Origin of the sequence: Catellatospora sp. NPDC049111 (assembly GCF_040648615.1) — a bacterium.
In the GTDB taxonomy this organism is placed as follows: Bacteria; Actinomycetota; Actinomycetes; order Mycobacteriales; family Micromonosporaceae; genus Catellatospora; species Catellatospora aurea.
Window position 1 is genome coordinate 40,036 of record NZ_JBEZEB010000050.1, and the last position, 26,683, is coordinate 66,718.

Genomic DNA, 26,683 nt, shown 5'->3' on the forward strand with positions numbered 1-26,683 from the left:
GTGGTGGTCGCGCTCACGCTGCGGCTCCTTCCTCGACGAGGCCCAGCTGGCCGCTGCGGCCGGAGGTGATCAGCTCGACCACCTGCGAGTGGGTGACTTCCGACGTCTTGACCTGGGCCGCCATCCGTCCCAGGTACAGCGCGGCGATGCGGTCGGAGACAGCGAACACGTCGTTCATGTTGTGGGAGATCAGCACAACGGCCAGACCGTTGTCAGCCAGGCGGCGGACCAGTTCCAGCACCTGCTGGGTCTGCGCCACGCCGAGGGCGGCGGTGGGCTCGTCGAGGATGACCAGCTTGCTGTTCCAGAGCACGGCCTTGGCGATCGCCACGGTCTGCCGCTGGCCGCCGGAGAGGCTGGACACCTGCTGGCGGACCGACTTGACGGTACGCACCGACAGGCCGGCCAGGGTCTGCTGGGCGAGCTGCTCCATCGTCGGCTCGTCGAGGATCATGCCGCTCTTCTTCTCGCGGCCCAGGAACATGTTCTGAACGATGTCCAGGTTGTCGCAGAGGGCGAGATCCTGGTACACGATCTCGACGCCGTGGCTCGCGGCGTCGCGCGGGTTGTGGACGTGGACCTGCTTACCCTCCATCAGGTATTCGCCTGAGTCGATGGGGTAGATCCCGCCGATGCACTTGACCAGCGTTGACTTGCCGGCGCCGTTGTCGCCGACGAGTGCGGTTACCTCGCCTGGGTGGACCTGGAAGGCGACGTCCCGCAGCACCTGCACCGGGCCGAAGCTCTTGTTGATTCCACGCAGTTCGAGTAGAGGGGTTCCCATCAGGGCGCTCCGTTCGAGGGGTTACTGCCTGTTCCACAGATGTGGTCCCTGGGTGCCTTGCGACCCCCAGGGACCACATTCCGGTCGATCAATCAGGTCAGCTGATGCCGGCCTCGGTGCACTTGGCCGCGAAGTCGGCGGTGCACAGCTCTGCCTTGGTGACGTAGCCGTCGGTGACGACGTCCTTCACGTTCGCGAAGTAGATCGCCTGCGGCTCCAGCAGGACCGAGGGCACGTCCTTGCCGGTCTCGGAGTCCTTGGTGGTCTGCGAGACGGACTTGGTCTGACCCTGGGCCAGGGCGATCGCCAGCTCGGCGGTCGCGGTGGCCTCCTTCTTGACGGCCTTGTACACGGTCATGCACTGGTCGCCGAGGAGGATGTTCTGCAGGCCCTGCACGGTCGCGTCCTGGCCGGTGACCGGGACCTTGCCGTTGAGCTTGTTCTTCTTCAGGATCGAGATCGCCGCGTTGCCCAGGCCGTCGTTCGCGGCGAGCACGCCGTCGATCTTGCCGTTGGCCTTGGTCAGCATCTGCTCGAAGAGAACGCCGCCCTGCGCGTTGTCCCAGTCCGGCACGGCCTGGTCGTCGACGAGGGTGTACTCCTTGGCGTCGTACTTCGGCTTCAGCACCGACACGCCGCCCTCCTTGAAGAGGGTCGCGTTGTTGTCGGTCGGCGAGCCGTTCAGCTGCGCGATGGCCGGGTTCTTGGTGCCCTTCTCAGTGAGGCACTTGACCAGGCCCTCACCTTGCAGGCGACCGACCGCGACGTTGTCGAAGGACACGTAGTACTTCGCGTTGCCGCCCAGCGTGAGCCGGTCGTAGTCGATGGTCGGGATGCCCTGCGCCGCGGCCTTGTCCAGCACGGCCTTGCCGGTGCCGGAGTCGAGGTTGACGATGACCAGGACGGTGACGCCCTTGGTGATCATCTGGTCCGCGATGCTCTGGAACTGGGTCTTGTCACCCTGGGCGTTCTGGATGTCGTACTTGACGTTGGCGGCCTTGAAGGCCTCCTCCAGGTACTTGCGGTCCGCGGTCTCCCAGCGGGCCGAGGACTTGCTGTCCGGCAGGATGACGCCGACGAAGGGCGTCTTCGAGTCGGCGGGCTGGGTGTCTTCCGCACAGGCGGCCAAGCCGGTGACGGCCATCAGGCCGGTCATGGCTACAGCCAGGATCCCTTTGCGCATCGTTGCTCAAATCCTCTCGGATTCAGGGGTGTGTATAGGTGGTGCGGGCGGCCCCGCCGGGTTCCGGGACCAGGCGAGTCCAACAGCGTTCATCAGTGCGTGAGGCCGGTCACACGGGGTTTTGTTGTGTGCGACAACGTATGCGCAACAAATGCAAACGCGCAAGCCCAAGGTTTGTTGTTGGCAATAACAATTCAGCAACGTCCCCGTAACCCGCCCGCTCGCTGCCCTTTCCCGCCGCGCCGATCTTGCGCGAACAGTGGGTACGACACACTCAATCCCGGCAATTGGACAACGGTTCGTGCAAGATCAACATGATCTTGGCAGCGGCAGCGGCAGCGGCAGCGGCTGGGTGTGGCGGGGTGGCGGGTGTGGGTGCTTGCGCGGAGAGTTTTTGAGCGGTGGGTCCGAGCGGTGGGTCCGGCCGCTGGATCGCGCGTCGTCAGGCGGCCGGCATCGTCCCAGGCCGCGCGTTGTCTACGACAAACGGACATATAGGCGGGACTACCGGCGAAGATCCGTTTTTGTGGACGCTGGCTGTCCCTATAGGGGCGTCCAGCGTCCACAAAAACGGATCATGAATGGAAGCGGCAAGCATCGGTCCGGCTGCGAGCCGTCCGTGTGTAGGCCGTCCTGTGCGACATCGAGTTCACCATCGAGGCCGGCAAGCTGGGGCGCTGGTTCGGGGCGGGTCAGGCGCGGGCGATGGGGGCCAGCGTCGCGGAGGTCAGGCGGACCAGGTCGGCTGGGGCGAGCCGGAGTTGCAAACCGCGCTTGCCGGCGGAGACGTAGATCAGGTCGCCGTCCAGCGCCGACTGGTCGATCACCGTGGGCAGGCGTTTGCGCTGGCCGAGGGGGCTGATGCCGCCGCGTACGTACCCGGTGGTCTTCTCCGCGAGGTCACGGTCGGCCATCGCGGCCTTCTTGCCGCCGGCCGCGGCCGCCAGCGCCTTGAGGTCGATCTCGCCGGTCACCGGCACCACGGCCACGGTCAGCGCGCCGTCGACCTCGGTGACCAGCGTCTTGAACACCCGCGCCGGGTCGGCCCCGATCGCGTCGGCGACCAGCGCCCCGTAGTTCGGGGAGTCGGGCGAGACCTCGTAGGTGTGCAGCGTGTGCTTCACCTTCTGCTTCGTCAGCAGTGCTGTCGCGGGAGTCCCCTGGCTGGCCACGCCGCGATGCTACCGCCGCCGCCCGCTGGCCCACGGCTCACCCGGCCACGGCTCGCCCAGCCCCGGCTCACCCGGCCACGCGCTCCACCCGCCGGCCCACCCGTCATCCCTCCAGCGCCCGAACCCGCCCCGTCCGGTCCGCCCGGCCGCCCTGCGCCTTGGTGATCACGGTGGCAGGGGTGGCGACACGCCGTCGAACACGTCCCCAAGTTCATGATCAGCGCGGTCAGGGGGTGGGGGTGGCGAGGATGGCGAGGGGGGTGGTGGCGGTGCGGGTGAGGAGGAGGGAGGCGGGGTTCGGGCCGGAGAGGCGGAGGTCGCGGCGGAGTTGTTCGACGTCGAGGGCGCTGCCGCGTTTGAGGATTTCGAGGCGGCCGACGCCGCGGTCGCGGAGGGTGGCGCGCAGGCGTTTGAGGGAGAAGGGCAGGACCTCGTCGACCGTGAAGCAGCGGCCGAAAGGGGAGGTGATGGGGGTGTCGGACCAGATGTAGGCGATGTTGGGGTCGGCGAGCCAGCCGTCGTGGGCGGCGGCGAACTCGGCGACGAGGTGGGCGCGGACGACGGCGCCGTCGGGGTCGGTGACGTAGCGGCCGGGCGGGGCGACCGGGGCGGACTGCTCACCGGTGCCGGTGAGTTCGTGCGGGACACCGTCGCGGAAGACGGTCGCGCGGCGCGGCGTGGTCGCGAGCGGGCCGCACCAGGCGGCGGCCTCGACCACGTCGCCGTCGACGGAGACCAGTTCCAGTTCGCAGCCCGCGGGCAGTAGTGCTTGGTCGATGCCGGGGGCGAGTTTGAGCACCGTGTGCGGGATCCGCTGCGGGAGGGAGACCACCCAGTCCCAGGGCGGGGAGTAGTCCTCGGGGCGGAACACGCGGCGGCCGCCGCTGCGGCGGGCCGGGTCGCAGAACACGGCGTCGACCAGGCTCAGGTCGAAGTCCTGGGCGTCGCCGCAGGTCACGGTCGCGTCGGGGGCGTTGAATGCGGCGCAGGCGGCGGTCAGCGGGTCGGCATCGACGCCGTACGCCCGGATGCCGGTGGCGGCGAGGGTGCGCAGGTCGGCGCCCAGGCCGCAGCCCAGGTCGGCCAGGGCCGTGACACCGGCGGCGCGCAGGCGGGCCGCGCGGCGTACCGCGACGATCTCACGGGTGGCCTGCTCCAGGCCCGCGCGGGTGAGGAAGACACGCCCGGCGTCCGCGCCGAACTTGGCCGCGGCCCGGCCGCGCAGCGCGACCTGGGTGAGGGCGGCGGCGGCCAGGCCCGGCGGCACGCCGCGGGCCCGCAGCGCCGACGCGGCGGCCAGTTCGTCGGTCCCGGCCAGCTCACCCGCGAGGTCCAGCGCCGCGACACCTTCGGGGGTACGCAGCAGCGCCAGCTGATCGAGATCCACGGCCCCATTCTCGCAGCGCCCCGCCGACCGGATCGAGAAGGTCACAGTGGCCCGGCGACACGCCCCGGTGAGCGCTGGACACCTGGTGAATCGGATAATTCACCGAGTGGCGGCTGGCACTCTCCTTGACTGAGTGCTAGACGCGGCATAATGTTCGGAGTTAGCACCCTGCCCTGCAGAGTGCTAACGCATGACCCGCCCGGCGAGGCCGACACCCGCGACGACGGCAGCGCTCGGGCGAAGACTTGACCAGAAGACAACACCCGGGGCTCGTGCCGCGAGAACCCGGGGCTATACCCCAGGAGGGTATGCTCGTGACTACCGCGACGAAGGTTGCGATCAAGCCGCTCGAGGACCGGATCCTGGTCCAGGCGAACGAGGCTGAGACCACCACCGCGTCGGGCCTCGTGATCCCCGACACCGCCAAGGAGAAGCCGCAGGAGGGCACCGTCCTGGCTGTCGGTCCCGGCCGCGTCGACGACAAGGGCAACCGCATCCCGGTCGACGTCAAGGTGGGTGACAAGGTCATCTACTCGAAGTACGGCGGCACCGAGGTCAAGTACGCCGGCGAGGAGTACCTGCTGCTCTCCGCCCGCGACGTCCTCGCGGTCGTCGAGAAGTGATCCGTGCGATGCCCCGGCCCGCCCGCGAGGGTGAGCCGGGGCATCGTGACGTTTAAGGGAGACGATTGATGCCTAAGATCCTTAGCTTCTCCGACGACGCGCGGCACCTGCTCGAGCACGGTGTCAACGCGCTCGCCGACGCCGTCAAGGTCACGCTCGGCCCGAAGGGCCGCAACGTGGTGCTCGACAAGAAGTTCGGCGCGCCCACGATCACCAACGACGGCGTGACCATCGCCAAGGAGATCGAGCTGTCGAGCCCGTACGAGAACCTGGGCGCGCAGCTGGTCAAGGAGGTGGCGACCAAGACGAACGACGTCGCGGGCGACGGCACCACCACCGCCACCGTGCTGGCCCAGGCGATGGTCCGCGAGGGCCTGCGCAACGTGACCGCGGGCACCAACCCGGCCGGTCTCAAGCGCGGCATCGACGCGGCCGTCACCAAGGTCAGCGACGCGCTGCTGGCCAAGGCCGCCCCGGTGGCCGACAAGTCCGATATCGCGCAGGTCGCGACGATCTCGGCGCAGGACTCGACCATCGGTGAGCTGATCGCCGAGGCGATGGACAAGGTCGGCCGCGACGGTGTCATCACCGTCGAAGAGGGCTCGACGATGACCACCGAACTCGACATCACCGAGGGCATGCAGTTCGACAAGGGCTTCATCTCGCCGCACTTCGTCACCGACCCCGAGTCGGGCGAGGCCGTGCTGGACGACCCGTACATCCTCATCACCACCAGCAAGATCTCCTCGATCGAGGAGCTGCTGCCGCTGCTGGAGAAGGTCCTGCAGACCAGCAAGCCGCTGCTGATCGTGGCCGAGGACGTCGACGGCCAGGCCCTGAGCACCCTCGTGGTGAACTCGATCCGCAAGACCGTCAAGGTCGCCGCGGTGAAGGCCCCCGGCTTCGGCGACCGCCGCAAGGCGATGCTGCAGGACCTCTCCGTGCTCACCGGCGGCGAGCTGATCGCCCCCGAGCTGGGCTACAAGCTCGACGGCGTCACCCTGGAGCAGCTCGGCCAGGCCCGCCGCGCGGTCATCACCAAGGACACCACCACGATCGTGGACGGTGCCGGCGTGCAGGCCGAGGTCGACGCGCGGGTCTCGCAGATCCGCAAGGAGATCGAGGCCTCGGACTCCGACTGGGACAAGGAGAAGCTGGGCGAGCGCCTGGCCAAGCTGTCCGGCGGCATCGCCGTCATCAAGGTCGGCGCCGCGACCGAGGTCGAGATGAAGGAGCGCAAGCACCGCATCGAGGACGCCATCGCGGCCACCCGCGCGGCGGTCGAGGAGGGCATCGTGCCCGGCGGCGGCGCGGCGCTCGCGCAGATCGTGAGCGTGCTCGACGACGACCTCGGCTTCACCGGCGAGGAGAAGGTCGGTGTCTCGATCGTGCGCAAGGCGCTGGTCGAGCCGCTGCGCTGGATCGCCCAGAACGCCGGCCACGACGGCTACGTCATCGTGCAGAAGGTCCAGGGCAGCGACTGGGGCACCGGCCTCGACGCGGCCAAGGGCGAGTTCGTCGACCTGGTCAAGTCCGGCATCGTCGACCCGGTGAAGGTGACCCGCAACGCGGCCATCAACGCCGCGTCGATCGCGGGCCTGCTGCTCACCACCGAGTCCCTGGTGGTCGAGAAGCCGGCCAAGGCCGAGCCCGCCGGCAACGGCGGCCACGGCCACTCGCACGGCCACGGTCACCAGCACGGCCCGGGTTTCTGAGCCTGAGCGGCTGACATCGACAGCGGGTCCCGGCTTCGGCCGGGGCCCGCTGTCGCCTTTCCGTCCTTTGTGGCATGCGCGGCGGTCGATAGTGTCCTCGCATGACCGGTCGCGGCTTGGTGCGCTACTTCGGCCTGGTGGGCCTGGCCTACCTGGTCGCGACACTGGGCACCGGTCTGACCGACTACCTGACCGCGGCCGAGGTGAGCAAGGCCAAAGCGCTGGCCATCTCCGGCGGCGTCGGACTGGTCGTGGCTCTGCTGCTCGGCCTGATCGACCTGGCCAAGAGCGGCAACTCCCGCAACGCGGCCACCAAACCGGTCGGCGCGGGGCCGGGCGCGCCGGGCGGTTACGCGGTGCCCCCTGGCCAGGCGGGTGGATACCCGGCGGGCGGCCGTGGCTCGGCCTATCTCGCCGGTCAGGGCGTTCCCGGCGGCAGCACGGCCTACCCGGGCGGCCACGCCGCGCCCTACTCGGCGGGCGGAAGCGCGCCATACCCGGGCGGCCACGGCAGCGCCCGGCCGACCGGTGCGCCGCCGCGGCGGGGCGGGGTCGGGCTGGTGCTCACCGCGATACTGCTGCTCGGGCTGTGCGCGGGTGGCGGTTACCTGGCCACCACGGCGGTACAGGCCGGGGTGCAGAAGCTGAGCGAGTTCGCCACCCCGCCGTGGATCAACAAGCGCAACGAGACGGGCCAGGAACGGCTGGCGTCGGAGGTCTCCGAGACCGGTGGCCCGCTGACCATCACCGTGCTGAGCGTCGAGGTCACCAGCCAGGCCACCAAGGTCAAGATTCGGGGCGAGAACACCGGCGGCGACGCGCTCACGCTGCCGACGTTCGGCCGGGCCCAGCTCACCGCCGCGGGCGAGACGCTGCTGCCGGACCCGGGCGCGAGCACCTGGCCGGAGACGGTGCCCGCGGGAGGCGAGGCGACCGGCGTCATCGTCTTCGACGGCGTGCTCGGCCCGGGCGTCGACTCGGTGCGCCTGTCCTTCAGCGTCATCCACGGCAGCTTCGACGCGCCGCCCAACATCGCCGTCGACATCCCCGTACAGCCGCTCCAGTGATCCCGCTCCCGCTTTCGCGGACGCTGCCGGTTGCACTTTCAAGGAAACTGCGGTCTAGGACCGCTGGATTGCCGCAGTTTCCTTGAACTGCAGGGCGGCGAGGCGACGGCGGCGACGCGACGGCGCGGGGGCGATGCGGCGGTAAGGAAACGGTAAGCCGTCGGGCCCTGCCGTTTGGGGGTCATGCGGGGGAGACTGGCGGGCGTGGTGAGTCGTGGACGGGCGATGGTCGCGGGCGTGGTCTCGGCCGCGGTGGCGGTGGGGCTGGGCGAGCTGATCGCGGTGTGGACGGGGCCGCGCAGCGCGCCGCTGATCGCGGTCGGCGGCGCGGTGATCGACCTGGTGCCCGAGCCGGTCAAGGCCGCGGCGATCAGCGTTTTCGGGGTGTACGACAAGATCGCCCTGCTCGTCGGCACGTCGCTGCTGCTGGTGGCGTTCGCCGCGCTGGTGGGCCTGGCGGCGCGGCGGGACTTCCGCTGGGGTGTGGCCGGGATCGGGCTGTTCGGCCTGATCGGGGTCGCGGCGGCGCTGACCCGCCCGAACGCGGGGGTCGTCGCGTTCCTGCCCGCCGCCGTCGGCACGGCCGCCGCGGTGGGTGTGCTGGGCGCGCTGCTGGACGTGGCCGCCCGCACCGAGGACCTGCCGGACAGCCCGGCGACCGCGGGCTCCCGCGCGGCGGGGCGGCGCCGGTTCATGCGGCTGAGCGCGGCCGGGATCGGGGTGGCGGCGGTGGCCGGCTTCGTCGGGCGCTCGCTGGCCGCCCGCAAGGACGTGCAGCAGGCTCGGGCGGCGGTCACCCTGCCGCAGCCGGCCAGCCCCGCGCCCGCCCTGCCCGGCACGGTGGACCCGCCGGCGGCGGGCCTGTCCGAGTACGTGACCCCGAACGGCGACTTCTACCGCATCGACACGGCGCTGGTCGTGCCGCAGGTCGATCCGGCGACCTGGCAGTTGCGCATCCACGGCCGGGTGGCCCGGCCGATGACGCTGAACTTCGAGCAGTTGCTGGCCCGGCCCATGATCGAGCGGTACGTGACGCTGGCCTGCGTCTCCAACGAGGTCGGCGGGGACCTCATCGGCAACGCCCGCTGGCTCGGTGTGCCGCTCAAGGACCTGCTTGACGAGGCCGGCCCGCTGGACGGCGCGGACCAGGTGGTCAGCCGGTCGGTGGACGGCTGGAACTGTGGCACGCCGACCGCGCTGCTGCGCGACGGCCGCGACGCGATGCTCGCCGTCGCGATGAACGGCGAGCCGCTGCCGGTCGAGCACGGCTTCCCGGTGCGCATGGTCGTGCCCGGCCTGTACGGCTACGTCAGCGCCACCAAGTGGGTGACGGAACTGGAACTGAGCTCCTTCGCCGACTTCGACGCGTACTGGGTGCGCCGGGGCTGGTCCGCGCAGGGGCCGATCAAGACCGAGTCCCGGATCGACACCCCGCGCGAGGGCGGCACGGTCACCGCGGGCACGGTCACCGTGGCCGGGGTCGCGTGGGCCCAGCACCGCGGGGTCACCGCGGTGGAGGTACGCGTCGACGACGGCCCGTGGCAGCCCGCCGACCTGGCCGGGACCGTGTCACCGGACACGTGGCGGCAGTGGACCTTCCGCTGGGACGCCGCGCCGGGCGAGCACACGCTCGCCGTGCGCGCGGCGGACACCAGCGGTCAGGTCCAGACGGAGGCCCGCGCCGATCCCGCCCCGGACGGGGCGACCGGCTGGCACACGATCAGCGTGCAGGTGCGCTGACGTCCTCGGAGAGCCGAGCTTCGAGCCGTTGAACGTCGACGCGCTCGCCGCGCCGGTCGGCGCATTCGCGCCAGCCCAGTTGCAACAACTGGTGCCGCTCGTTCTCGGTGAACCCGCCCCATACGCCGTACGGCTCGCGGGTGGTAAGCGCATGCGCGGCGCATTCGGATCGCACCGGGCAGCGTTCGCATACCTGTTTCGCCGCGCTTTCACGGCGCCCCCGAGATGAGCCTCTTTCACCATCGGGGTGGAAGAACTGCAAGCTGTCACGGCCTTTGCACGCGCCGTGATGCTGCCAGTCCCAAACGTCGGCTATCGGACCGGGAAGTCTGCGGAAGTGAGCCATCTGACCTCCTAGGGGATGGGAGGCTTGAGTTCAAGCGAAGAGATTTAGGCAACGTCAGCACGTTACTCCGCGTACGTCCACTTGTCGCCATCCAGTGGATGATCAGGTAGTGCTGGACCGAGATTTCGACGGAATCCCCGGAAAGTGCGTAATGATCTGGGTGTCTCGTGGTCTTCTTCGCAGGAGAGAGGGGGATCACCGTGCAGACCGTTCTCGTATGCGTCCGCACCGCCGCGGCGGCCGCGACCATCGCCTCGTGTGCCGAGCGGCTAGGCGTGGCCGCTGGAGTGCGTACCGTGACCAGTGCCGCCGAGGCGATCGCGCAGCTTGCCGCGTTCCCGGCAGGGATCGTGCTGGCCGACACCGCGCTCACCCGGCCCGATACCGTGGGATTCACCCGAAAGGTGATGACCGCGGTGCCACACGCCCAGCTGGTGCTGTTCGGCCCGGAGGAGCCCGCCGCCGCGCAGGCCGCCATCCGGGCCGGGGCCAGAGGGCTCATCGGCGGGACCGACCCTGATCCGGTGAGCACCGCCGCCAAGGCGCTGCTGCTGGTCAGCAGGCCCGCCGCGCGGACCGCCGACGCCGTGCGGCCCGCGGTGAGCGGCGTGATGGCAGGCGCGTCCCGCGCGCCCGCCGGGCCCGGCCGGCCTATGCCTCCGGCGGGACCGGGCATGTCGGTGCCGTACGCCAACCGCAGCCCCGGCGCGGGGCCGTCCGCGGTGGTGCCCGCCCAGCGTGGCGACCTGCCGGGGGAGGCGCCGCCCGGCGGCGTGGTGCGCCCGGCGCGTTCGGTCACGCTGACCGAGCGCGAGCTGCAGGTGCTGCGCGGGATGGCCGACGGCCAGAGCAACGCCGAGATCGGCCGCGACCTGTTCGTCTCCGAGGACACCGTCAAGACCCACGCCCGGCGGCTGTTCCGCAAGCTCGGCGCACGTGACCGGGCCCATGCGGTGGCCGCCGGCTTCCGAGCCGGCCTGGTCTTCTGACCTGAGCGACGCCCGGCGCGGACCCCCTCCCCGCGCCGGGCGCCCCGCCGATCGCCACCCGGCAAGATCGCCCGACTTGCCTGGCACCTGTGCGTATCTTGAGCCCGAATACACCCACCTGCCAGGCAAGTCCGACGATCTCAGCCCTCGCCGGCCCGCTGGCCCTGGCGGCCTCGGGCAGTAGTCCTCGCGCAACTCTTAAAGACTCGCGGCCCCACATCTTGCGTGGGGCCGCGAGTCTTTAAGAGTTGCGGCAGGAAGGCCGGGCGCGGGCCGGTGGTTATTCCTCGACCATGTCGTCGACGGCGTCGGCGTAGCCGCGGGCGTATTCCCAGGTCACGTAGTGGTCCGGGTCGGGGTCGTAGGCCGGTTCGTGCACGCGCGGGCGGCCGGAGTCGAGCAGGTGGCGCAGGTTGCCCCGGAGCAGGTCCCAGTCGAAGTAGTGCGGCTCCCGGCAGTCCTCGCAGTCGACCACGAGGCCGCGGATGCCCTTGGGGGAGAGCAGCACCTGGTAGACCTCGAGCTCGGCAAGGTCGGCGAGCAGGTCGGCGCGCTCAGAGGTCGAGAGCTCGCCGTACGCGTCGCCCTCGGGGTCGTCCAGGCCCGCGGTGGGGTCGGTCGGGTCCCCGTGGAAGGGGTCAATGGGCTCGTCGTGCTGCACCCCTTCACGTTAGACCCCTGAGCGCGGGAGCGCAGGCATGAGTCCCCCGCGCGTCAGCGACAGATCTCCATGAGGTGGGCCACCCCACGCCCGGGCGAATTCGGGCCTGGTCGGGCGCTGGGTACGATTCATTGGAGCCTCATCACACCCACATGCCGCGCTCCGGACCCAGGGGGACAAAAAGATGGATGCCGCCCGCGAGATTCCACTCGGCCTCACTTTCGACGACGTCCTGCTGGTGCCCGGCGAGTCGGACCTGATCCCCAGCCAGGTGACCACGCAGACCCGGCTGACCAGGAACGTCACCCTGCAGATCCCGCTGGTCTCCAGCGCCATGGACACCGTCACCGAGGCCCGGATGGCGATCGCGATGGCCCGCCAGGGCGGCATCGGCGTGCTGCACCGCAACCTCTCGGTGGAGGACCAGGCGGCCCAGGTCGACCTGGTGAAGCGGTCCGAGTCCGGCATGATCACCAACCCGGTGACCTGCTCGCCCGACGACACGCTACGCGACGTGGACGCCACCTGCGCGCGATACCGCATCTCCGGCCTGCCGGTCACCGACGCCGACGGCACGCTGGTCGGCATCGTCACCAACCGCGACATGCGCTTCGTCACCGACATGTCGGTGAAGGTGCGCGAGGTGATGACCCCGATGCCGCTGGTCACCGCGCCGGTGGGGGCGTCCAAGGAGCAGGCGCTGGCGCTGCTGCGCACCAACAAGGTGGAGAAGCTGCCGCTGGTCGACGAGAGCGGCCGGCTGCGCGGGCTGATCACCGTCAAGGACTTCGTCAAGACCGAGCAGTTCCCGCTGGCCACCAAGGACGCCGCGGGCCGGTTGCGGGTCGCGGCCGCAGTGGGTGTCGGCGACGACGGCTACAAGCGGGCCCGCGCGCTGATCGACGCGGGCGTCGACGTGGTCATGGTGGACACCGCCCACGGCCACAACCGGGCCGTGCTGGAGCTGGTCGCGCGGCTCAAGAAGGAGTCCGACATCGACATCGTCGGCGGCAACGTGGCCACCTACGCCGGCGCGAAGGCGCTGGTCGAAGCGGGTGCGGACGCGGTCAAGGTCGGGGTCGGGCCGGGCGCCATCTGCACCACCCGGATCGTGGCGGGCGTCGGCGTGCCGCAGATCACGGCGATCATGGAGGCGGCTCGGGCCTGCGCGCCCGCGGGCGTGCCGGTGATCGGCGACGGCGGCATCCAGTACTCGGGCGACATCGCGAAGGCGATCGTGGCCGGGGCGGAGACCGTCATGCTCGGGCAGGCGCTGGCCGGTTGCGAGGAGAGCCCCGGCGACCTGGTCTTCATGAACGGCAAGCAGTTCAAGGCGTACCGCGGCATGGGCTCGCTCGGCGCGATGCTGGCCCGCGGTCCGGCCGCGCAGTCCTACTCCAAGGACCGCTACTTCCAGGCCGACGTCACCCAGGCCGACAAGCTCATCCCCGAGGGCGTCGAGGGCCAGGTGCCCTACCGCGGCACCCTGGCCACGGTGGCCCACCAGCTCGTCGGCGGCCTGCGCCAGGCGCAGTTCTACTGCGGCGCGGCCGACATCGCCGAGCTGCGGGCCAAGGGTCAGCTGGTGCGCATCACCGCGGCGGGGCTCAAGGAGTCCCACCCGCACGACATCCAGATGACCGTGGAAGCGCCGAACTACCACTCGCGGTAGCGTCTGCATGCTTAAGCGAACCGCGGAGAGGACCCACTGTGCGTGACATCGTCGAGATCGGCATGGGGAAGACCGCCCAGCGCGGCTACCACCTGGATGACATCGCGATCGTGCCGAGCCGCCGTACCCGCGATGTGGACGACGTCTCGACGAACTGGCAGCTCGACGCGTACAAGTTCGGCATCCCGTGCGTGGCGCACCCGTCCGACGCGATCATGAGCCCGGCCAGCGCGGTGGCGCTGGGCCGGCTCGGCGGGCTGGGCGTGCTCAACGTCGAAGGCCTGTGGACCCGATACGAGGACCCGCGCAAGCAGCTCGAGGCGCTGGCCGAGGCCGGCGAGGACGAGAACCTGACGGCCCGGCTGCAGCAGCTCTACGCCGCCGAGCCGATCAAGCCGGAGCTGATCGCGGAGCGGGTGCGCGAGATGCGGGCGCTGGCGGGCGACGGCGGCGGCAACGTCACCGTGGCGGTGCGGGTGTCCCCGCAGCACACCCTGGCGCTGGCCCCGGTCATCCTCGACTCCGGGGTGGACCTGCTGGTCATCCAGGGCACCATCGTGTCGGCGGAGCACGTCTCCACGGTGGACGAGCCGCTGAACCTCAAGGAGTTCATCGCCGACCTGGACCTGCCGGTCATCGTCGGCGGCTGCACCAACTACCAGACGGCGCTGCACCTGATGCGCACCGGCGCGGCGGGCGTCATCGTCGGCATCGGCGCCGACCACCTGACCACCAGCGACGCTGTGCTCGGCATCAAGGTGCCGATGGCAAGCGCGATCGCCGACGCCGCCGCGGCCCGCCGCGACTACCTCGACGAGACCGGCGGCCGGTACGTGCACCTGATCGCCGACGGTGACCTGCACACCTCCGGCGACATCGCCAAGGCGCTGGGCTGCGGCGCGGACGCGGTCATGCTCGGCGCGCCGCTGTCGCTGGCCGAGGGCATGCCCGGCAACGGCCTGTGGTGGCACCCGTCAGCCAGCCACCCGAAGCTGCCGCGCGGCTCGATCGGGCTGACCCCGGAGCCGCTCGGCACGCTGGAGCAGGTGCTCTACGGCCCGGCCACCGATCCGGACGGACTGCTGAACCTGTTCGGCGGCCTCAAGCGGGCCATGGCCAAGTGCGGCTACCGCGACCTGAAGGAGTTCCAGAAGGTCGGCCTGCTGCTCGACAACTGATCGACCGAGCGAAGCCCCGCCGCTGCTGTACGCAGCTCGGCGGGGCTTCGCCGTCGTTGCGGGCCGAGTCGCCGCCCCGCTTCGGCGGCGGCGGTTAGGGTGGAGGCTCTACGGCGGGAGGTCGCATGGTCAGGCGTACGTGGGTCGTGGCGGCAGCGGTGACGGCCGCGCTGCTGGGCGGCTGCTCGGGCCAGACCCGGCCCCTGTTCAGCGGAGCGGGCGCGCAGGAGTTCCCCGCTCCGGTCCCCGTGCCGGTCAACCTTGCCGGGGCCGGCGACCCGTACTTTCCGGGCTACGGCAACGGCGGGTACGACGTCTCGGCGTACGATCTGAAGATCAAGTATGACCCGGCGACGGACAAGTTGGCGGGCGTCGCCACGATGACCGCCACCGCCACCACCGACCTGTCGAAGTTTCACCTCGACCTGCACGGCCTCACCGTTGAGAAGATCACCGTCGAGGGTGTGGCGGCCACCTCGACCCGGCAGGGCGACGAGCTGATCATCACGCCGGTCGTCCCGGTCGCGTCCGGCAAGCAGTTCGTCACCGTGGTCACCTACGGCGGCGTGCCCAAGGCGATCACCGCCCCCGACCTGGGCATCACCGGCTTCCTGACCACTCCCGACGGTGCCTTCACCCTCGGCGAGCCCGAGTCGGCGACCACCTGGTTCCCGGTCAACGACCACCCCAAGGACAAGGCGCTGTACGCCATCGAGCTGACCGTGCCCGGTGACCTCGACGCCATCAGCAACGGCCTGCTCGAAGGCAAGTCCACCGCGAACGGCTGGACCAGCTGGCGCTGGAAGGTCACCTCGCCGATGGCCCCCTACCTGGCCACCTTCGTGATCGGCGACTACCGGACCGTCGAGGGCGTGCACAAGGGCAAGCCGGTGCTGACCGCGGTCGCCGAGTCCCTGCCCAAGGGCGACATCGACGAGGCCATGGCGAAGACCACCGAGATCACCGACTTCCTGGAGCAGTACTTCGGCCCGTACCCGTTCGACGCGTACGGCGGCATCGTCATCGACGACGAGCGGGTGCGCTACGCGCTGGAGACGCAGACCCGGCCGGTCTACTCGAACGCGTTCTGGAGCCGCGGGCAGAACACCGTCGTGGTCGCCCACGAGCTGGCCCACCAGTGGTTCGGCGACAGCGTGTCGGTGGAGCGCTGGGAGCACATCTGGCTCAACGAGGGCTTCGCGACCTACGCCCAGTGGATGTGGGGCGAGAAGATCGGCGTGTCCACCATCCAGGAGGAGTTCGACTCCCGGTACGACGACCCGGGCAACCGGATCTGGGACATCGCGCCCGGCGCGCCCGGCGCGGACAACATCTTCTCCGGCAGCGTGTACGACCGCGGCGGGATGACCCTGCACGCGCTGCGCAAGCTCGTCGGCGACGACAAGTTCTTCGAGATCCTGAAGACCTGGGCCACCGAGCAGCGCGACGGCAACGCCAACACCGCCGAGTTCATCACCCTCGCCGAGCGCATCAGCGGCCAGAACCTGACCGACTTCTTCCAGAAGTGGCTCTTCGAAACCGGCCGCCCCGCCCAGTGACCTGCGCGCCGTCCGGCGCTTGCCAAGATCGCCGTTTGCGGTCAGAACCCGAGGTCAGGCCCGAGTTTTTGACCGCAAACGGCGATCTTGTCGGCTCCGGGGGAGTGCGGACGGGCACGGGTGGCTGAGGATGCGAGGCAAGGGAGCCACCCGCGCCCGGGTCTCATTCGGGGGTACGGCGACGGGGCTGTCTGGGCGGCGGGTCGTCACCCAGCCCAGTCCTGGTAGTGGACGATGAGCCGGCCCCCGTGGACGCGCCGGTCGCAGGGATGGGGCCGGCCGCACGGACGTGCGGCATCCCGTGCCGTCTCGCCGGTGCACCGCGAGCAGGTGGTGCCCGTAGGCGGCCTGCGCCTCGGCGTACCGGAGGAACTCCTGTTCGGCCATCGGCGTGTCCATGCGGGCACGGTATGGCGGAACGGGTGCCCGGCGCGGCGTCCGTCGGGACGTCGATCCGGTGACATCGAGGGCGTCATTTCGGCGTCATCGGCGTATGGTGTCGGCATGACGGCTCCTAACGCGACACTCCGTGCGGTGCGCATGGGCATGCTCATGAGCCAGGACGACTTCGCCCGCGCCATCCGCGACGCCGGTCAGCGGGCTGGCGTCCCCAACGACGCCAACAAGCGGCTGGTCCAGCGCTGGGAGGCGGGTGTCGTCATCACGCCCCGCCCGACGTACGCCCGTGCCCTGGAGGTGGTCACCGGGCTGCCGATCAGCGCCCTGGGTTTCTCCCTCGCGGTGCCCCACCCGCCCACCAGTGATGACGGCACAGGCAGTGTGAACGTGGACCCGACGGTCATCCCGAGCCAGGCGCTGCCGAGCCTGCCGCGCGCCGCTGCGGCGTCCGGGGCCAACCACTCCGGCATCTGGCTCAGCCGGTACGAGTACCACTCCAGCGGTCGTGAGGGGACCTTCGTCGGCGTGCATCACGTGGTCGTGCTCCAGCACGGCGACCGGCTCACGGTGCGCAGCCTGCCCGGCTCCTCGGACTCGCCGCTCACCCTGGATCTGACCGTGGACGGCAACGTCGTCACCGGCACCTGGGTGGAGCAGACGGCCGTGGACGGCTACTACCGCGGTGCCCGCTACCACGGGGCGATCCAGCTGCTGGTCGAGCCGACCGGGCGGCGCATGGCGGGTCAGTGGGTCGGGTTCGGCAAGGAGATGGACGTCAACACCGGCCCCTGGGAACTGGTCTTCCAGGAGGCCTCCACCAACAAGGCCGCCATGGACCGCTACAACCGTCCGCCGACCCCCTGACCGCCCCGGGACCCGCCGCGAGCAGTGAAGATCGCCGTTTCAGGTCAGGAAGTCGGGTTGGACCCCGGTTCCTGACCTGAAACGGCGATCATGCCCCGGTGGCGGAGCCGGGTAGGGGAGCGCGCGGCTCTTCCGCGAAGTTAACTGGCCGGTAATAATCGCGGCATGCGCTACGACGTTGTGGTGATCGGCTCCGGGTTCGGTGGGAGTGTGGCGGCGCTGCGGCTGGCCGAGAAGGGCTACTCGGTGGCTGTGCTGGAGGCGGGGCGGCGCTTCGCCGACCAGGACTTCCCGAAGACGAGCTGGCGGCTGCGGCGCTTCCTGTGGGCCCCGGCGCTGGGCTGCTACGGCATCCAGCGGATCACCCTGCTGCGCCCCGACAAGGGCCACGACGGCGCGGGCGTGCTGGTGCTGTCCGGCGCCGGCGTCGGCGGCGGCTCCCTGGTGTACGCGAACACGCTGTACCGCCCCCTCGACGCCTTCTACGGCGACCCGCAGTGGCGCGACATCACCGACTGGAAGGCCGAACTGGCCCCGCACTACGACACGGCGGAGCGCATGCTCGGCGTGACCGTCTACGACCGCACCACCCCCGCAGACGAGGCGATGCGCAAGGTCGCCGAGCGTATGGGCGTCGGCGACACGTTCCACCCGACCCCGGTCGGCGTCTTCCTGGGCATGCCGGGCAAGTCCGTGCCGGACCCGTACTTCGACGGCGCGGGCCCCGAGCGGGCGGGCTGCCTGCACTGCGGCGAGTGCATGACCGGCTGCCGCCACAACGCCAAGAACACCCTGGTCAAGAACTACCTGTGGCTGGCCGAGAAGGCCGGTGCGCAGATCTTCCCGATGTCGACGGTCACCGCGGTGAAGCCGGTCGGGGGCGGCGGCTACCGGGTGGAGCTGGCCCGGACCGGGGTGCGGTTCGGGCGGCGGCGGCGCGCGGTCGGCGGCGGGGTGATCGAGGCCGGGCAGGTGGTGTTCGCGGCGGGCGCGCTCGGCACGCAGCGGCTGCTGCACGGTATGAAGGCCGCCGGCGACCTGCCGCACCTGTCGGACCGGCTCGGCGCGCTGACCCGGACCAACTCCGAGTCGCTGGTCGGCGCGACGGTGCTGCCGGGGCAAGCCCGCAAGCAGGGGCTGAAGTACACCGAGGGTGTCGCGATCACGAGTTCGTTTCATCCGGACGAGCGGACCCACATCGAGCCGGTGCGCTACGGCAAGGGCTCGAACTCGATGGGGCTGCTGCAGTCGGCGCTGACCGACGGCGGGCCGGGGCGCGGGCGGCGCTGGGCGGCGGCGATGTTCCGGTGGCCGTTCGCGTACCTGCGGGCGATGTCGGTGCGCGACTGGTCCAACCGGACCATCATCGCGCTGGTCATGCAGTCGGCGGACAACTCGCTGACGGTGCGGTTGCGGCGCGGCGGGCTGCGCTCGACGCAGGGGCACGGCGCGCCGAACCCGACGTGGATCCCGGCCGGCAACGAGGCGGTGCGCCTGCTGGCCGAGGAGATCGGCGGGCTGCCGGGCGGGGCGCTGCCGGAGGTGCTCGATATCCCGCTGACCGCGCACATCCTGGGCGGTGCCGTGATCGGGGCGGACCCCGAACACGGGGTCGTGGACCCGTACCAGCGTGTTTTCGGGCATCCGGGGCTGCACGTCGCCGACGGGGCCGCGGTCGCCGCGAACCTGGGCGTGAACCCGTCGCTGACCATCACCGCGCAGGCCGAGCGGGCGTTCGCGGCATGGCCGGTGAAGGGCGAGCCGGATCGGCGGCCGCCGCTGGGCGAGCCGTACCGGAAAATCACCTGACCGTGACCTGAACGCGATGCGCACGCCCCAGCCTGACCGGGTGGACGAGAGCCGCCGGAGGGAGTCCGGCCGCGCCGACGTGGTGTACGTGTTGCTGCTGGTGCAGGTCGGCGCGGGCCTGCTGGCGATGCTCGGCGAGCTGCTGTTCATGGGCGGCAATCCGCTCTACGCGCTCGCGCCGGTGACGAAGGCGGCGGTGACGCTGGTGTTCGCGGCGTTGGTGGTGCGCGGGCGGCGCGGCGCGCTGATCGGCGTGGTGGCGCTGCAACTGCTGACGCTGGCCGGGTTCGCGCTGAGCGTCGTGGCCGGGGCGCTGCCCCAACTGGACTTCACACCGACGCTGACCGGGCTGCTGACCGGGGTGGCACTGCCGGTCGCGGTCACCGTGACCTGCGTACGGCTGCTGATCGAACCGGAGCCGGAACCGGCCCCGCCGGCGGTGGCCCGATGAACCCGCTGGAGTCGCTGCTCACCGGCATCGCGCCAGAGCACACGGCGGCGCTGGCCGCCGGGATCGTGGCCTGCCTGTTCCTGCCGTTCCTGCGGGGCGGCCCGGCGTCGCCGGTGGCGCGCTGGGCGTTCGTGCTGCTGGGCGCGGCGAGTGCGGTGCACCTGGCGCTGCCGCTCGGCCACCGGGACAGCGCCCTGCTGACGGTGGGTTTCCTGGGCAGCGGACTGGTCTACGGGCTGCTGGCGTGGCTGGCGTTCACCGGCCGCCGGGGCTGGCGGACCGGCACGGTGCTGCTGGTCCCGCTGAATCTGCTCGGCTACGTGATCGTGCTGCTCCGGGGCGGTGAGGAGGCCGACCAGGTCGGCATCGCCGCCGCCCTGGTGGAGTTGGTCGCGTTCGGGCTGGCCGCCGTGCCGCAACGGGTTCCGGGTCGCCCGCGCCGACTGCTGCGTGGGCTGGGCTCGACGTCCACCGTCGCGGGGGTGCTGCTGACCGGTCTGGTCATCTGGCTGTCGACGCTGCAGGCACACCAGTCGGCCGGGTCGGCGGCGAGCGCCGAACAGGCTCCTGCGGTCGGGCACAGCCACGCGGGCGGTCACGAGCACCTGGCCCGTGCGCAGGCCGGGGTCATCATGCGCCCGCTGTCAGGCGACCACCACCCGACCGCCGCGCAGTCGGCGGCCGCCGCCCGCCTGGCGTCGGCGACCAGGGAGTCGATGCGCCGGTTCGCCCGCCTGGCCGACGCGCTGGCCGCCGGATACCGGCTGCCGATCACCGGCCGGACCGGCACCGATGTGCACCTGGAGCATCCGGGGTTCAAGGCCGACGGAGCCGTGCTCGATCCGTCCCGCCCGGAGATGCTGGTGTTCGCCATCGAGGACGGGCGGGCGAGCCTGCTCGGCGTGGTGTTCGTGATGGAGCGCGCCGGTGCGGCGGGCCCCGACCCGGGCGGGCCGGTGACCCGCTGGCACGCGCACAACCTGTGCCTGTCGGTCGCGCCGCCGGGCATCGGCGTGGTCACCCCGTACGGCGGCTGCCCGGCGCTGGCCGTGGCGGTCACCGTGCCGGAGATGATGCACGTCTGGACCTCCGACCCGCCCGGTGGCGCGTTCGCCGAAGGAGTCGAGCAGGTTTGGGCGCGGGACTACCTCCACAGGAACGGTCTGCCCACATAAGGTGATCGCCATGGGGAGGATCTTCACCGCTCGTATGACGACGGTCGCCGTGCTCGCCCTGGCCCTGGCCGGGTGCGGCACGTCCGAGCAGCCCGAACAGCCGCAGTTCCAGCAGGCCGCGTCGCCGCAGGCGATGCCGTCCGCGGAGCCCTCGGCCGCGGAGCCGTCGCCGTCGGTGAAGCCGTCGCCGAAGCCGACGAAGAACGCGGCGGTGCTGGAGCGGGGCGAGGGCACGTTCGTCACCGCGGCGGGCAGCTCGCCGATCGTCGGCGACGCCGGCACGCTGCGCCGCTATCAGGTGCAGGTGGAGGAGGGCATCACCGCGTTCGAACCGGACGGGTTCGCGGCTGTGGTCGAGGAGGTGCTGGCCGACGAGCACAGCTGGATCGCCTCGAAGAAGTGGCGCTTCCAGCGGGTCGCGCCGGGCGCCGCCTCGAACTTCCGGATCATGCTGTCCACCCCGGGCACCACCGACCGGCTCTGTGCCAAGGCGGGTCTGCAGACCAACGGCATCTTCTCCTGCCGGTACGGCGACAACGTCGTGATCAATCTGCGGCGCTGGACCAACGGCGCGGACGGGTTCACCGACATGGAGGTGTACCGCCACATGGTGATCAACCATGAGGTCGGTCACTTTCTCGGCAAGGGCCACGTCAACTGTCCGGGCAGCGGCAAGCTCGCGCCGGTGATGCAGCAGCAGACCAAGTCGTTGCAGGGCTGCAAGCCCAACCCGTACCCGTACCCGGACGGGGTCCACTACGTGGGGTGACCTGCGTCGCACCCTAAGATTGACGTCATGACGACGCCTCGCCCCGTCCTGGTGGTTGACTACGGTGCCCAGTACGCCCAGCTGATCGCCCGTCGGGTGCGGGAGGCGCGGGTCTACTCCGAGATCGTGCCGCACTCCATGCCGGTCGAGGAGATGATGCGCAAGAACCCTGCCGCGATCATCCTGTCCGGCGGCCCGTCCAGCGTGTACGAGCGCGGTGCCCCGCAGGTCGACGCGACGCTGTTCGAGCAGGGTGTGCCGGTGTTCGGCATCTGCTACGGCTTCCAGGCGATGGCCGCCGCGCTGGGCGGCACGGTCAGCCACACCGGCCTGCGCGAGTTCGGCGGCACCGTGGTCGAGGCGCAGCCCGAGGCGGGCGTGCTCTTCGCGGGCCTGCCCGCGCGCCAGGACGTGTGGATGAGCCACGGCGACTGCGTGAGCGCCGCCCCGGCCGGCTTCACCGTCACCGCGGCCTCGCCGGGTGCCCCGGTCGCCGCGTTCGAGGACGTCAGCCGCGGTTTCGCCGGGGTGCAGTTCCACCCCGAGGTGGCGCACACCCCGTACGGCCAGCGCCTGCTGGAGAAGTTCCTGCACGAGGTGGCCGGCATCGAGCCGGTCTGGACCATGGGCAACGTCATCGACGACCAGGTGGCCGCGATCCGCGCCCAGGTCGGCGACGCCGAGGTGATCTGCGGCCTGTCCGGCGGCGTCGACTCGGCGGTGGCCGCGGCGCTCGTGCACAAGGCCGTCGGCGACCAGCTGACCTGCGTCTTCGTCGACCACGGGCTGCTGCGCGCGGGTGAGGCGGAGCAGGTCGAGCGCGACTACGTCGCCGCGACCGGCATCAAGCTCAAGGTCGTCGACGCGACCGAGCGTTTCCTGGGCGCGCTGGCCGGGGTCACCGACCCGGAGGCCAAGCGCAAGATCATCGGTCGGGAGTTCATCCGGGTCTTCGAGGCGGCGGCCCGCGAGATCGCCACCGCCGGCGACGTGCGCTTCCTGGTCCAGGGCACGCTCTACCCGGACGTGGTGGAGTCCGGCGGCGGCACCGGCACCGCCAACATCAAGAGCCACCACAACGTGGGCGGCCTGCCCGACGACCTCAAGTTCGACCTGGTCGAGCCGCTGCGCATGCTGTTCAAGGACGAGGTAAGGGCACTGGGCCAGAGCCTGGGCCTGCCCGAGGAGATGGTCTGGCGGCACCCGTTCCCGGGTCCGGGCCTGGCCATCCGCATCATCGGCGAGGTCAACCAGCACAACCTCGACATCCTGCGCGCGGCCGACCTGATCGCCCGGCAGGAGCTGAGCGCGTCGGGGCTGGACCGCGACGTGTGGCAGTTCCCGGTGGTGCTGCTGGCCGACGTGCGCTCGGTCGGCGTGCAGGGCGACGGCCGCACCTACGGCCACCCCGTGGTGCTGCGCCCGGTCTCCAGCGAGGACGCGATGACCGCCGACTGGTCGCGGCTGCCGTACGACCTCATCGCCCGGATCTCGACCCGGATCACCAACGAGGTGCGGGAGATCAACCGGGTGACGCTGGACGTGACGAGCAAGCCGCCGGGCACCATCGAATGGGAGTGAATCCCGCTTTTGCCTGATCAAGGCCTCACCCTTACCGGGTGGGGCCTTTGATCACTTCTGGGGTAGGCCGAACGGCCGGTACAAATCATCGTTTAACGGTGTAAACATGATCGTAAAATCGGACATCTTGTCGTGATCTTCGTGCCGGGGGAGAATGGTTTCTCGTGACCACCGCGCTGGAGCCGTTGCGGCGGATCGCCGCATACGCCGTCATCACCAACGAGACCGACCAGGTGCTCCTGGTCCGCGCCTCGATGAAGTCCGGGACACCGGGCGTGTGGTCCCTGCCTGGCGGGGCAGTGGACCACGGCGAGCATCCCAATGACACCGTCGTCAGGGAGACCGCCGCAGAGACCGGATTGAGCGTGGCCGTGACCGGGCTGCGCGACGTCCTGGCCGACATGCGGGCGCTGCCGCACCGCGGCGTCACCATCCACACCGACCGCGTCATCTACGCGGCCCGGGTTCGCGGCGGCGCGCTGCGGGAGCGCGTCGACCAGCCCACCGACCTGGTCGGCTGGTTCACTCCCGAGGAGGCGGCGAAGCTGCCGCTGCGGCCGTTCACGGCGGGCGCGCTGGGCATCACCGAGGCGGCGATCGACCTGCTGCCCGACGAGGTGCCCGACTTCCCGTCCTTCTTCGCCGCGCCGGGGCCCGACGGGCTGCACCGCGCGCAGCGCTTCGCGGCGTACGCCGTGGTCACCGACCGGCTGCAGCGGGTGCTGCTGACCCGGATCGCGGCCAACTATCCCGGCGCGGGCAAGTGGCACCTGCCCGGTGGCGGCACCGACTACGGCGAGCAGCCCGGGGTCGCCCTGATCCGGGAGTTGGTCGAGGAGACCGGCCAGCGCGGCCGGCTCGGCGAGCTGCTCGGCGTGGCCAGCCACCGGGACCCGGCCTCGCTGGGTCCGGAGGGCTACCCCATCGACTGGCACGGCGTGCGGGCCTTCTACCGGGTCCGCGTCGACCGGGCCACCCAGCCCAAGGTGTACGACGTCGGCGGCTCCACCGCCGAGGCCCGCTGGGTCACCTCCGACGAGCTGGGCGAGCTCGGCCCGGAGGACGTCACGGAAGTCACCGCGGAGGCCCTGAGGGCGGCGTCGCTGTCGCGGCCCCCGGCCTGACCTGGTCCGGACCTGCCGCCCGGCGGGTCCGGGCGGCACCGGCCCGGCGTGCCACGGGGGCGGCCGTGGCACCGGTCGGTCGTGTCGTGCGGGCCCGATAGCCTGGCGTGGTGCGCGAGCGGATCACGATGCCTGGTCGTGCCGCCGACGAGCGCAGCGGGGAGAGGGCATGGAGAAGCGTCGGCGTATCGGGGCCTACGGCGTGGCACACGACGAGCAGGGCCGACTGCTGCTGGTCCGCTCGTCGGCCAGGTCCAACTTCCCGGGCGTCTGGTTCCTGCCCGGCGGCGGCCTGGAGCACGGCGAGGACCCGGCCGAGGCCGTGGTCCGCGAGTTCCGCGAGGAGACCGGCCTGACCGCCCGGATCGCGGGCCTGCGCGAGGTGACCTCCGACCTCGTCGAGTTCCCGTGGCGCGGGGTGCTGCTGCACCACGACCGGATCATCTACGACATGACCGTCACCGGCGGCGACCTGACGGTGGAAGCCGACGGCACCTCCGACCTGCCCGCGTGGATCGAGCCGTCGCGCCTGGGCTCGTTGGACCTCATACCCTTCGCGGCTCGCGCGCTCGGGCTGGACGCCACCGGCCCGGCCGGCGGGCAGCGCCCCGCGTTGCCCGACGAGGCGGGGGAGACCGGGCCGAACGGCCGCCACCTCGGCGGCGGGCGCAAGGTCTCCCGTTTCGGGGCGTACGGCGTGGTCACCGACCCGGCCGGCCGGGTGCTGCTGTCGCTGATCGCGGAGAACTACCCGGGCGCGGGCAAGTGGCACCTGCCCGGCGGTGGCACCGACTTCGGCGAGACCCCGGCCATCGGCCTCGTACGCGAGATCTACGAGGAGTCGGGGCAGGTCGGCGAGGTGACCGAGCTGCTCCGGGTGAACTCGACGCACAACCCGGCGGCGATGGGCCCCGAGGGCGAGCCGTACGACTGGTACACCGTGCGCGCCGTGTTCCGGGTGGAGGTGCCGGAGCCCACAGTGCCGTCGGTCACGGAGGCGGTCGGCGGGTCCACCGCGCAGGCGCGCTGGTTCACCCCGGCTGAGCTGGACGGTATTCCGCTGACCGAGTCGGCTCACCGAGAATTGCGACATATTTCCTGATTGCCGCTGTCGGGTAGACTCGGACGCTGACAAGACGAACAGCCCCCGGAGCTTTGCTGCCTTCCGGTGGCGATTGCCCCCGTCAGCAGGGACGGCGCACGAAGATCGCGCCGGGTATCGCCAAGGCACGCGGACGTGTGCGATGGTGTAGGCCGCAAAAGCCGGTCGGTCCGCTGAGGCGGCGGAAAGGAACCGAAACCGGTATGGAGGGACGACACGTGCCGAGAGCCTTATGGCGTCGGCGTCGCTTGACGGACAGCCCGCGCCCTGCGGGCCGCCAGTGGACCGGCCGCTTGCGTGCCGGTGGCTCCTTTGCCCGGCAGATGCTGCTGGTGCCGGTGGGCCGCCTGCGCAAGGCCGACCCTTCCGTTGCGACGAGCACCGCGCTGCCTGGCCTTGACCCGGTCGAACTGCGTTCCATCGAGCAGGCCGCCACGGCCGAGCCGGTGGAGCAGCCGACCCCGACGACGATCCCGCTGCTGCCGGGCGAGCGCACGCTCGACCGCCGCATCAAGTTCGCGCTCGTACAGGCCTGCACGCTGAGCAGCCTGATGCTCGGCATGACCGCGATCTTCCTCGCGGTCATCGGCCGGCCCGACGGCCGCGCCCCGATGTACGGCGCGCTGTGCCTGCTGGCCTGCATCACCTTCGACGGCCTCGATGGCGCGCTGGCCCGCAAGTTCGGCGTCGCCAGCCCGTTCGGCGTGCAGATGGACTCGCTGGGCGACATGACGTCGTTCGGCATCGCCGCGCCCGTCGTCGTGTTCGCCACGCTCCGGGGCAGCGTGCCCACGCCCGTCCTGATCGCGGCCTGCGCCATGGTCGCCTGCTGCGCGGCGATCCGGCTCGCCCGGTTCAACGTCTCGCCGAAGGACGGCCGCTTCTTCTGCGGCGTGCCGACCACCATGGCGGCGACCGTGCTGGCCGTGACCGTGCTGCTGAAGACCACGATGGGCAGCGCGCTGCCGGCCGAGGCGCTGGTGTTCGGGGTGGTGCTGCTGGCCATCGCGATGGTCTCCAGCTTCCCCTACGCCAAGCTCGCGAAGGTGGTCAAGCTGCCGCCGACGCTGTTCCTGCTGCCGCTGGTCGGCCTGGTCTGGAACACGCAGGTGACCTTCGGCCTGCTGGTGCTGGTCTACCTGCTGAGCGGCCCGGTCATCTGGGCCCGGCAGCGCCGCGCCACCGCCCGCATGGCCTGATCACAGCTCCACAGAGCGCCGCCCCGGTCCACTGGACCCGGGCGGCGCGTGTGGGGGCCCACCCCACCCGCCCCGCCTCGCCCCCCCCGCGGCCCGCAGATCCGAAAAGCGGCGGGGGGGGAAAGAGTGTAACC

The 26,683-nt window shown here is 71.0% G+C and carries 23 protein-coding genes; 17 read left to right on the forward strand and 6 right to left on the reverse strand.

Annotation, left to right across the window (positions count from 1 at the left end; translation table 11 throughout):
* Nucleotides 1–13: 13 nt before the first annotated feature.
* From AB0B66_RS38185 to AB0B66_RS38200, 4 genes are all read right to left on the reverse strand, one after another.
* The gene (locus AB0B66_RS38185) at nt 14–787 is read right to left on the reverse strand and encodes an ATP-binding cassette domain-containing protein (RefSeq protein ID WP_360539573.1); all 774 of its coding nucleotides are present in this window, start codon (nt 785–787) and stop codon (nt 14–16) included.
* 94 nt (nt 788–881) lie between these two features.
* On the reverse strand, nt 882–1,967 hold the full coding sequence (locus tag AB0B66_RS38190) for a sugar ABC transporter substrate-binding protein (protein WP_360539534.1): 1,086 nt from the start codon (nt 1,965–1,967) through the stop codon (nt 882–884).
* Nucleotides 1,968–2,659: 692 nt separating this feature from the next.
* Nucleotides 2,660–3,139: a Cys-tRNA(Pro) deacylase gene (gene ybaK, locus AB0B66_RS38195; RefSeq protein WP_203692168.1), complete on the reverse strand. Its 480-nt coding sequence runs from the start codon at nt 3,137–3,139 to the stop codon at nt 2,660–2,662.
* Between the two features lie 226 nt (nt 3,140–3,365).
* Entirely contained in the window at nt 3,366–4,526 is a 1,161-nt protein-coding gene (locus AB0B66_RS38200; RefSeq protein WP_360539537.1) for a class I SAM-dependent methyltransferase, read from the reverse strand.
* Nucleotides 4,527–4,834: 308 nt separating this feature from the next.
* On the opposite strand from AB0B66_RS38200, the gene groES reads away from it, so the two are divergent.
* The 4 genes from groES to AB0B66_RS38220 all read left to right on the forward strand — a co-directional run bounded on the left by groES (nt 4,835) and on the right by AB0B66_RS38220 (nt 9,671).
* Nucleotides 4,835–5,149 carry a co-chaperone GroES gene (gene groES / locus AB0B66_RS38205; protein WP_203692166.1) on the forward strand — a complete coding sequence of 105 codons (315 nt, stop codon included), beginning with the start codon at nt 4,835–4,837 and terminating at the stop codon, nt 5,147–5,149.
* Between the two features lie 68 nt (nt 5,150–5,217).
* Nucleotides 5,218–6,864 carry a chaperonin GroEL gene (gene groL, locus AB0B66_RS38210; protein WP_360539539.1) on the forward strand — a complete coding sequence of 549 codons (1,647 nt, stop codon included), beginning with the start codon at nt 5,218–5,220 and terminating at the stop codon, nt 6,862–6,864.
* Between the two features lie 101 nt (nt 6,865–6,965).
* Nucleotides 6,966–7,931, forward strand: a complete 966-nt coding sequence (locus AB0B66_RS38215; RefSeq protein ID WP_360539540.1) for a hypothetical protein — start codon at nt 6,966–6,968, stop codon at nt 7,929–7,931.
* Nucleotides 7,932–8,114: 183 nt separating this feature from the next.
* A complete protein-coding gene (locus AB0B66_RS38220) occupies nt 8,115–9,671 on the forward strand; it encodes a molybdopterin-dependent oxidoreductase (RefSeq protein ID WP_360539542.1) in 1,557 nt (518 codons plus the stop codon).
* On the opposite strand, the gene AB0B66_RS38225 is transcribed toward AB0B66_RS38220, so the two are convergent.
* On the reverse strand, nt 9,652–10,017 hold the full coding sequence (locus AB0B66_RS38225; protein ID WP_360539544.1) for a WhiB family transcriptional regulator: 366 nt from the start codon (nt 10,015–10,017) through the stop codon (nt 9,652–9,654). The two genes, AB0B66_RS38220 and AB0B66_RS38225, sit on opposite strands and share 20 nt — an antisense overlap.
* A gap of 200 nt (nt 10,018–10,217) precedes the next feature.
* Between AB0B66_RS38225 and AB0B66_RS38230 the strand changes: the two genes are divergently transcribed.
* Entirely contained in the window at nt 10,218–11,006 is a 789-nt protein-coding gene (locus AB0B66_RS38230) for a helix-turn-helix transcriptional regulator (RefSeq protein WP_360539546.1), read from the forward strand.
* A 280-nt stretch (nt 11,007–11,286) separates the two neighbouring features.
* Here AB0B66_RS38230 and AB0B66_RS38235 read toward each other — a convergent pair whose 3' ends face one another.
* Nucleotides 11,287–11,667 (reverse strand): DUF5319 domain-containing protein, encoded by a 381-nt coding sequence (locus tag AB0B66_RS38235; RefSeq protein ID WP_166383380.1) that lies wholly within the window; start codon nt 11,665–11,667, stop codon nt 11,287–11,289.
* Nucleotides 11,668–11,851: 184 nt separating this feature from the next.
* On the opposite strand from AB0B66_RS38235, the gene guaB reads away from it, so the two are divergent.
* The 12 genes from guaB (at nt 11,852) to AB0B66_RS38295 (ending at nt 26,549) form a co-directional block, all read left to right on the forward strand.
* Complete coding sequence (gene guaB / locus AB0B66_RS38240) at nt 11,852–13,339, forward strand: IMP dehydrogenase (protein ID WP_360539548.1); 1,488 nt, start codon at nt 11,852–11,854, stop codon at nt 13,337–13,339.
* Between the two features lie 38 nt (nt 13,340–13,377).
* The gene (locus AB0B66_RS38245; protein ID WP_360539549.1) at nt 13,378–14,517 is read left to right on the forward strand and encodes a GuaB3 family IMP dehydrogenase-related protein; all 1,140 of its coding nucleotides are present in this window, start codon (nt 13,378–13,380) and stop codon (nt 14,515–14,517) included.
* Nucleotides 14,518–14,642: 125 nt separating this feature from the next.
* A complete protein-coding gene (locus tag AB0B66_RS38250; protein WP_360539551.1) occupies nt 14,643–16,076 on the forward strand; it encodes a M1 family metallopeptidase in 1,434 nt (477 codons plus the stop codon).
* Nucleotides 16,077–16,580: 504 nt separating this feature from the next.
* Nucleotides 16,581–17,339 carry an XRE family transcriptional regulator gene (locus tag AB0B66_RS38255; protein ID WP_360539553.1) on the forward strand — a complete coding sequence of 253 codons (759 nt, stop codon included), beginning with the start codon at nt 16,581–16,583 and terminating at the stop codon, nt 17,337–17,339.
* Nucleotides 17,340–17,504: 165 nt separating this feature from the next.
* Nucleotides 17,505–19,148 carry a GMC family oxidoreductase gene (locus AB0B66_RS38260; RefSeq protein ID WP_360539555.1) on the forward strand — a complete coding sequence of 548 codons (1,644 nt, stop codon included), beginning with the start codon at nt 17,505–17,507 and terminating at the stop codon, nt 19,146–19,148.
* A gap of 40 nt (nt 19,149–19,188) precedes the next feature.
* Nucleotides 19,189–19,599: a hypothetical protein gene (locus AB0B66_RS38265; RefSeq protein ID WP_360539557.1), complete on the forward strand. Its 411-nt coding sequence runs from the start codon at nt 19,189–19,191 to the stop codon at nt 19,597–19,599.
* Nucleotides 19,596–20,774: a hypothetical protein gene (locus tag AB0B66_RS38270; protein ID WP_360539559.1), complete on the forward strand. Its 1,179-nt coding sequence runs from the start codon at nt 19,596–19,598 to the stop codon at nt 20,772–20,774. The genes AB0B66_RS38265 and AB0B66_RS38270 overlap by 4 nt, the downstream gene beginning before the upstream one ends.
* A 10-nt stretch (nt 20,775–20,784) precedes the next feature.
* Nucleotides 20,785–21,543, forward strand: coding sequence for a DUF3152 domain-containing protein (locus tag AB0B66_RS38275; RefSeq protein WP_360539561.1), 759 nt, complete (start codon nt 20,785–20,787; stop codon nt 21,541–21,543).
* A 27-nt stretch (nt 21,544–21,570) separates the two neighbouring features.
* Nucleotides 21,571–23,124, forward strand: a complete 1,554-nt coding sequence (gene guaA, locus AB0B66_RS38280) for a glutamine-hydrolyzing GMP synthase (protein WP_360539563.1) — start codon at nt 21,571–21,573, stop codon at nt 23,122–23,124.
* 164 nt (nt 23,125–23,288) lie between these two features.
* Entirely contained in the window at nt 23,289–24,248 is a 960-nt protein-coding gene (locus AB0B66_RS38285) for an NUDIX domain-containing protein (RefSeq protein WP_360539565.1), read from the forward strand.
* A 169-nt stretch (nt 24,249–24,417) separates the two neighbouring features.
* The gene (locus AB0B66_RS38290) at nt 24,418–25,350 is read left to right on the forward strand and encodes an NUDIX domain-containing protein (RefSeq protein ID WP_360539567.1); all 933 of its coding nucleotides are present in this window, start codon (nt 24,418–24,420) and stop codon (nt 25,348–25,350) included.
* A 293-nt stretch (nt 25,351–25,643) separates the two neighbouring features.
* Nucleotides 25,644–26,549: a CDP-alcohol phosphatidyltransferase family protein gene (locus AB0B66_RS38295; RefSeq protein WP_360539575.1), complete on the forward strand. Its 906-nt coding sequence runs from the start codon at nt 25,644–25,646 to the stop codon at nt 26,547–26,549.
* Nucleotides 26,550–26,683 lie beyond the last annotated feature (134 nt).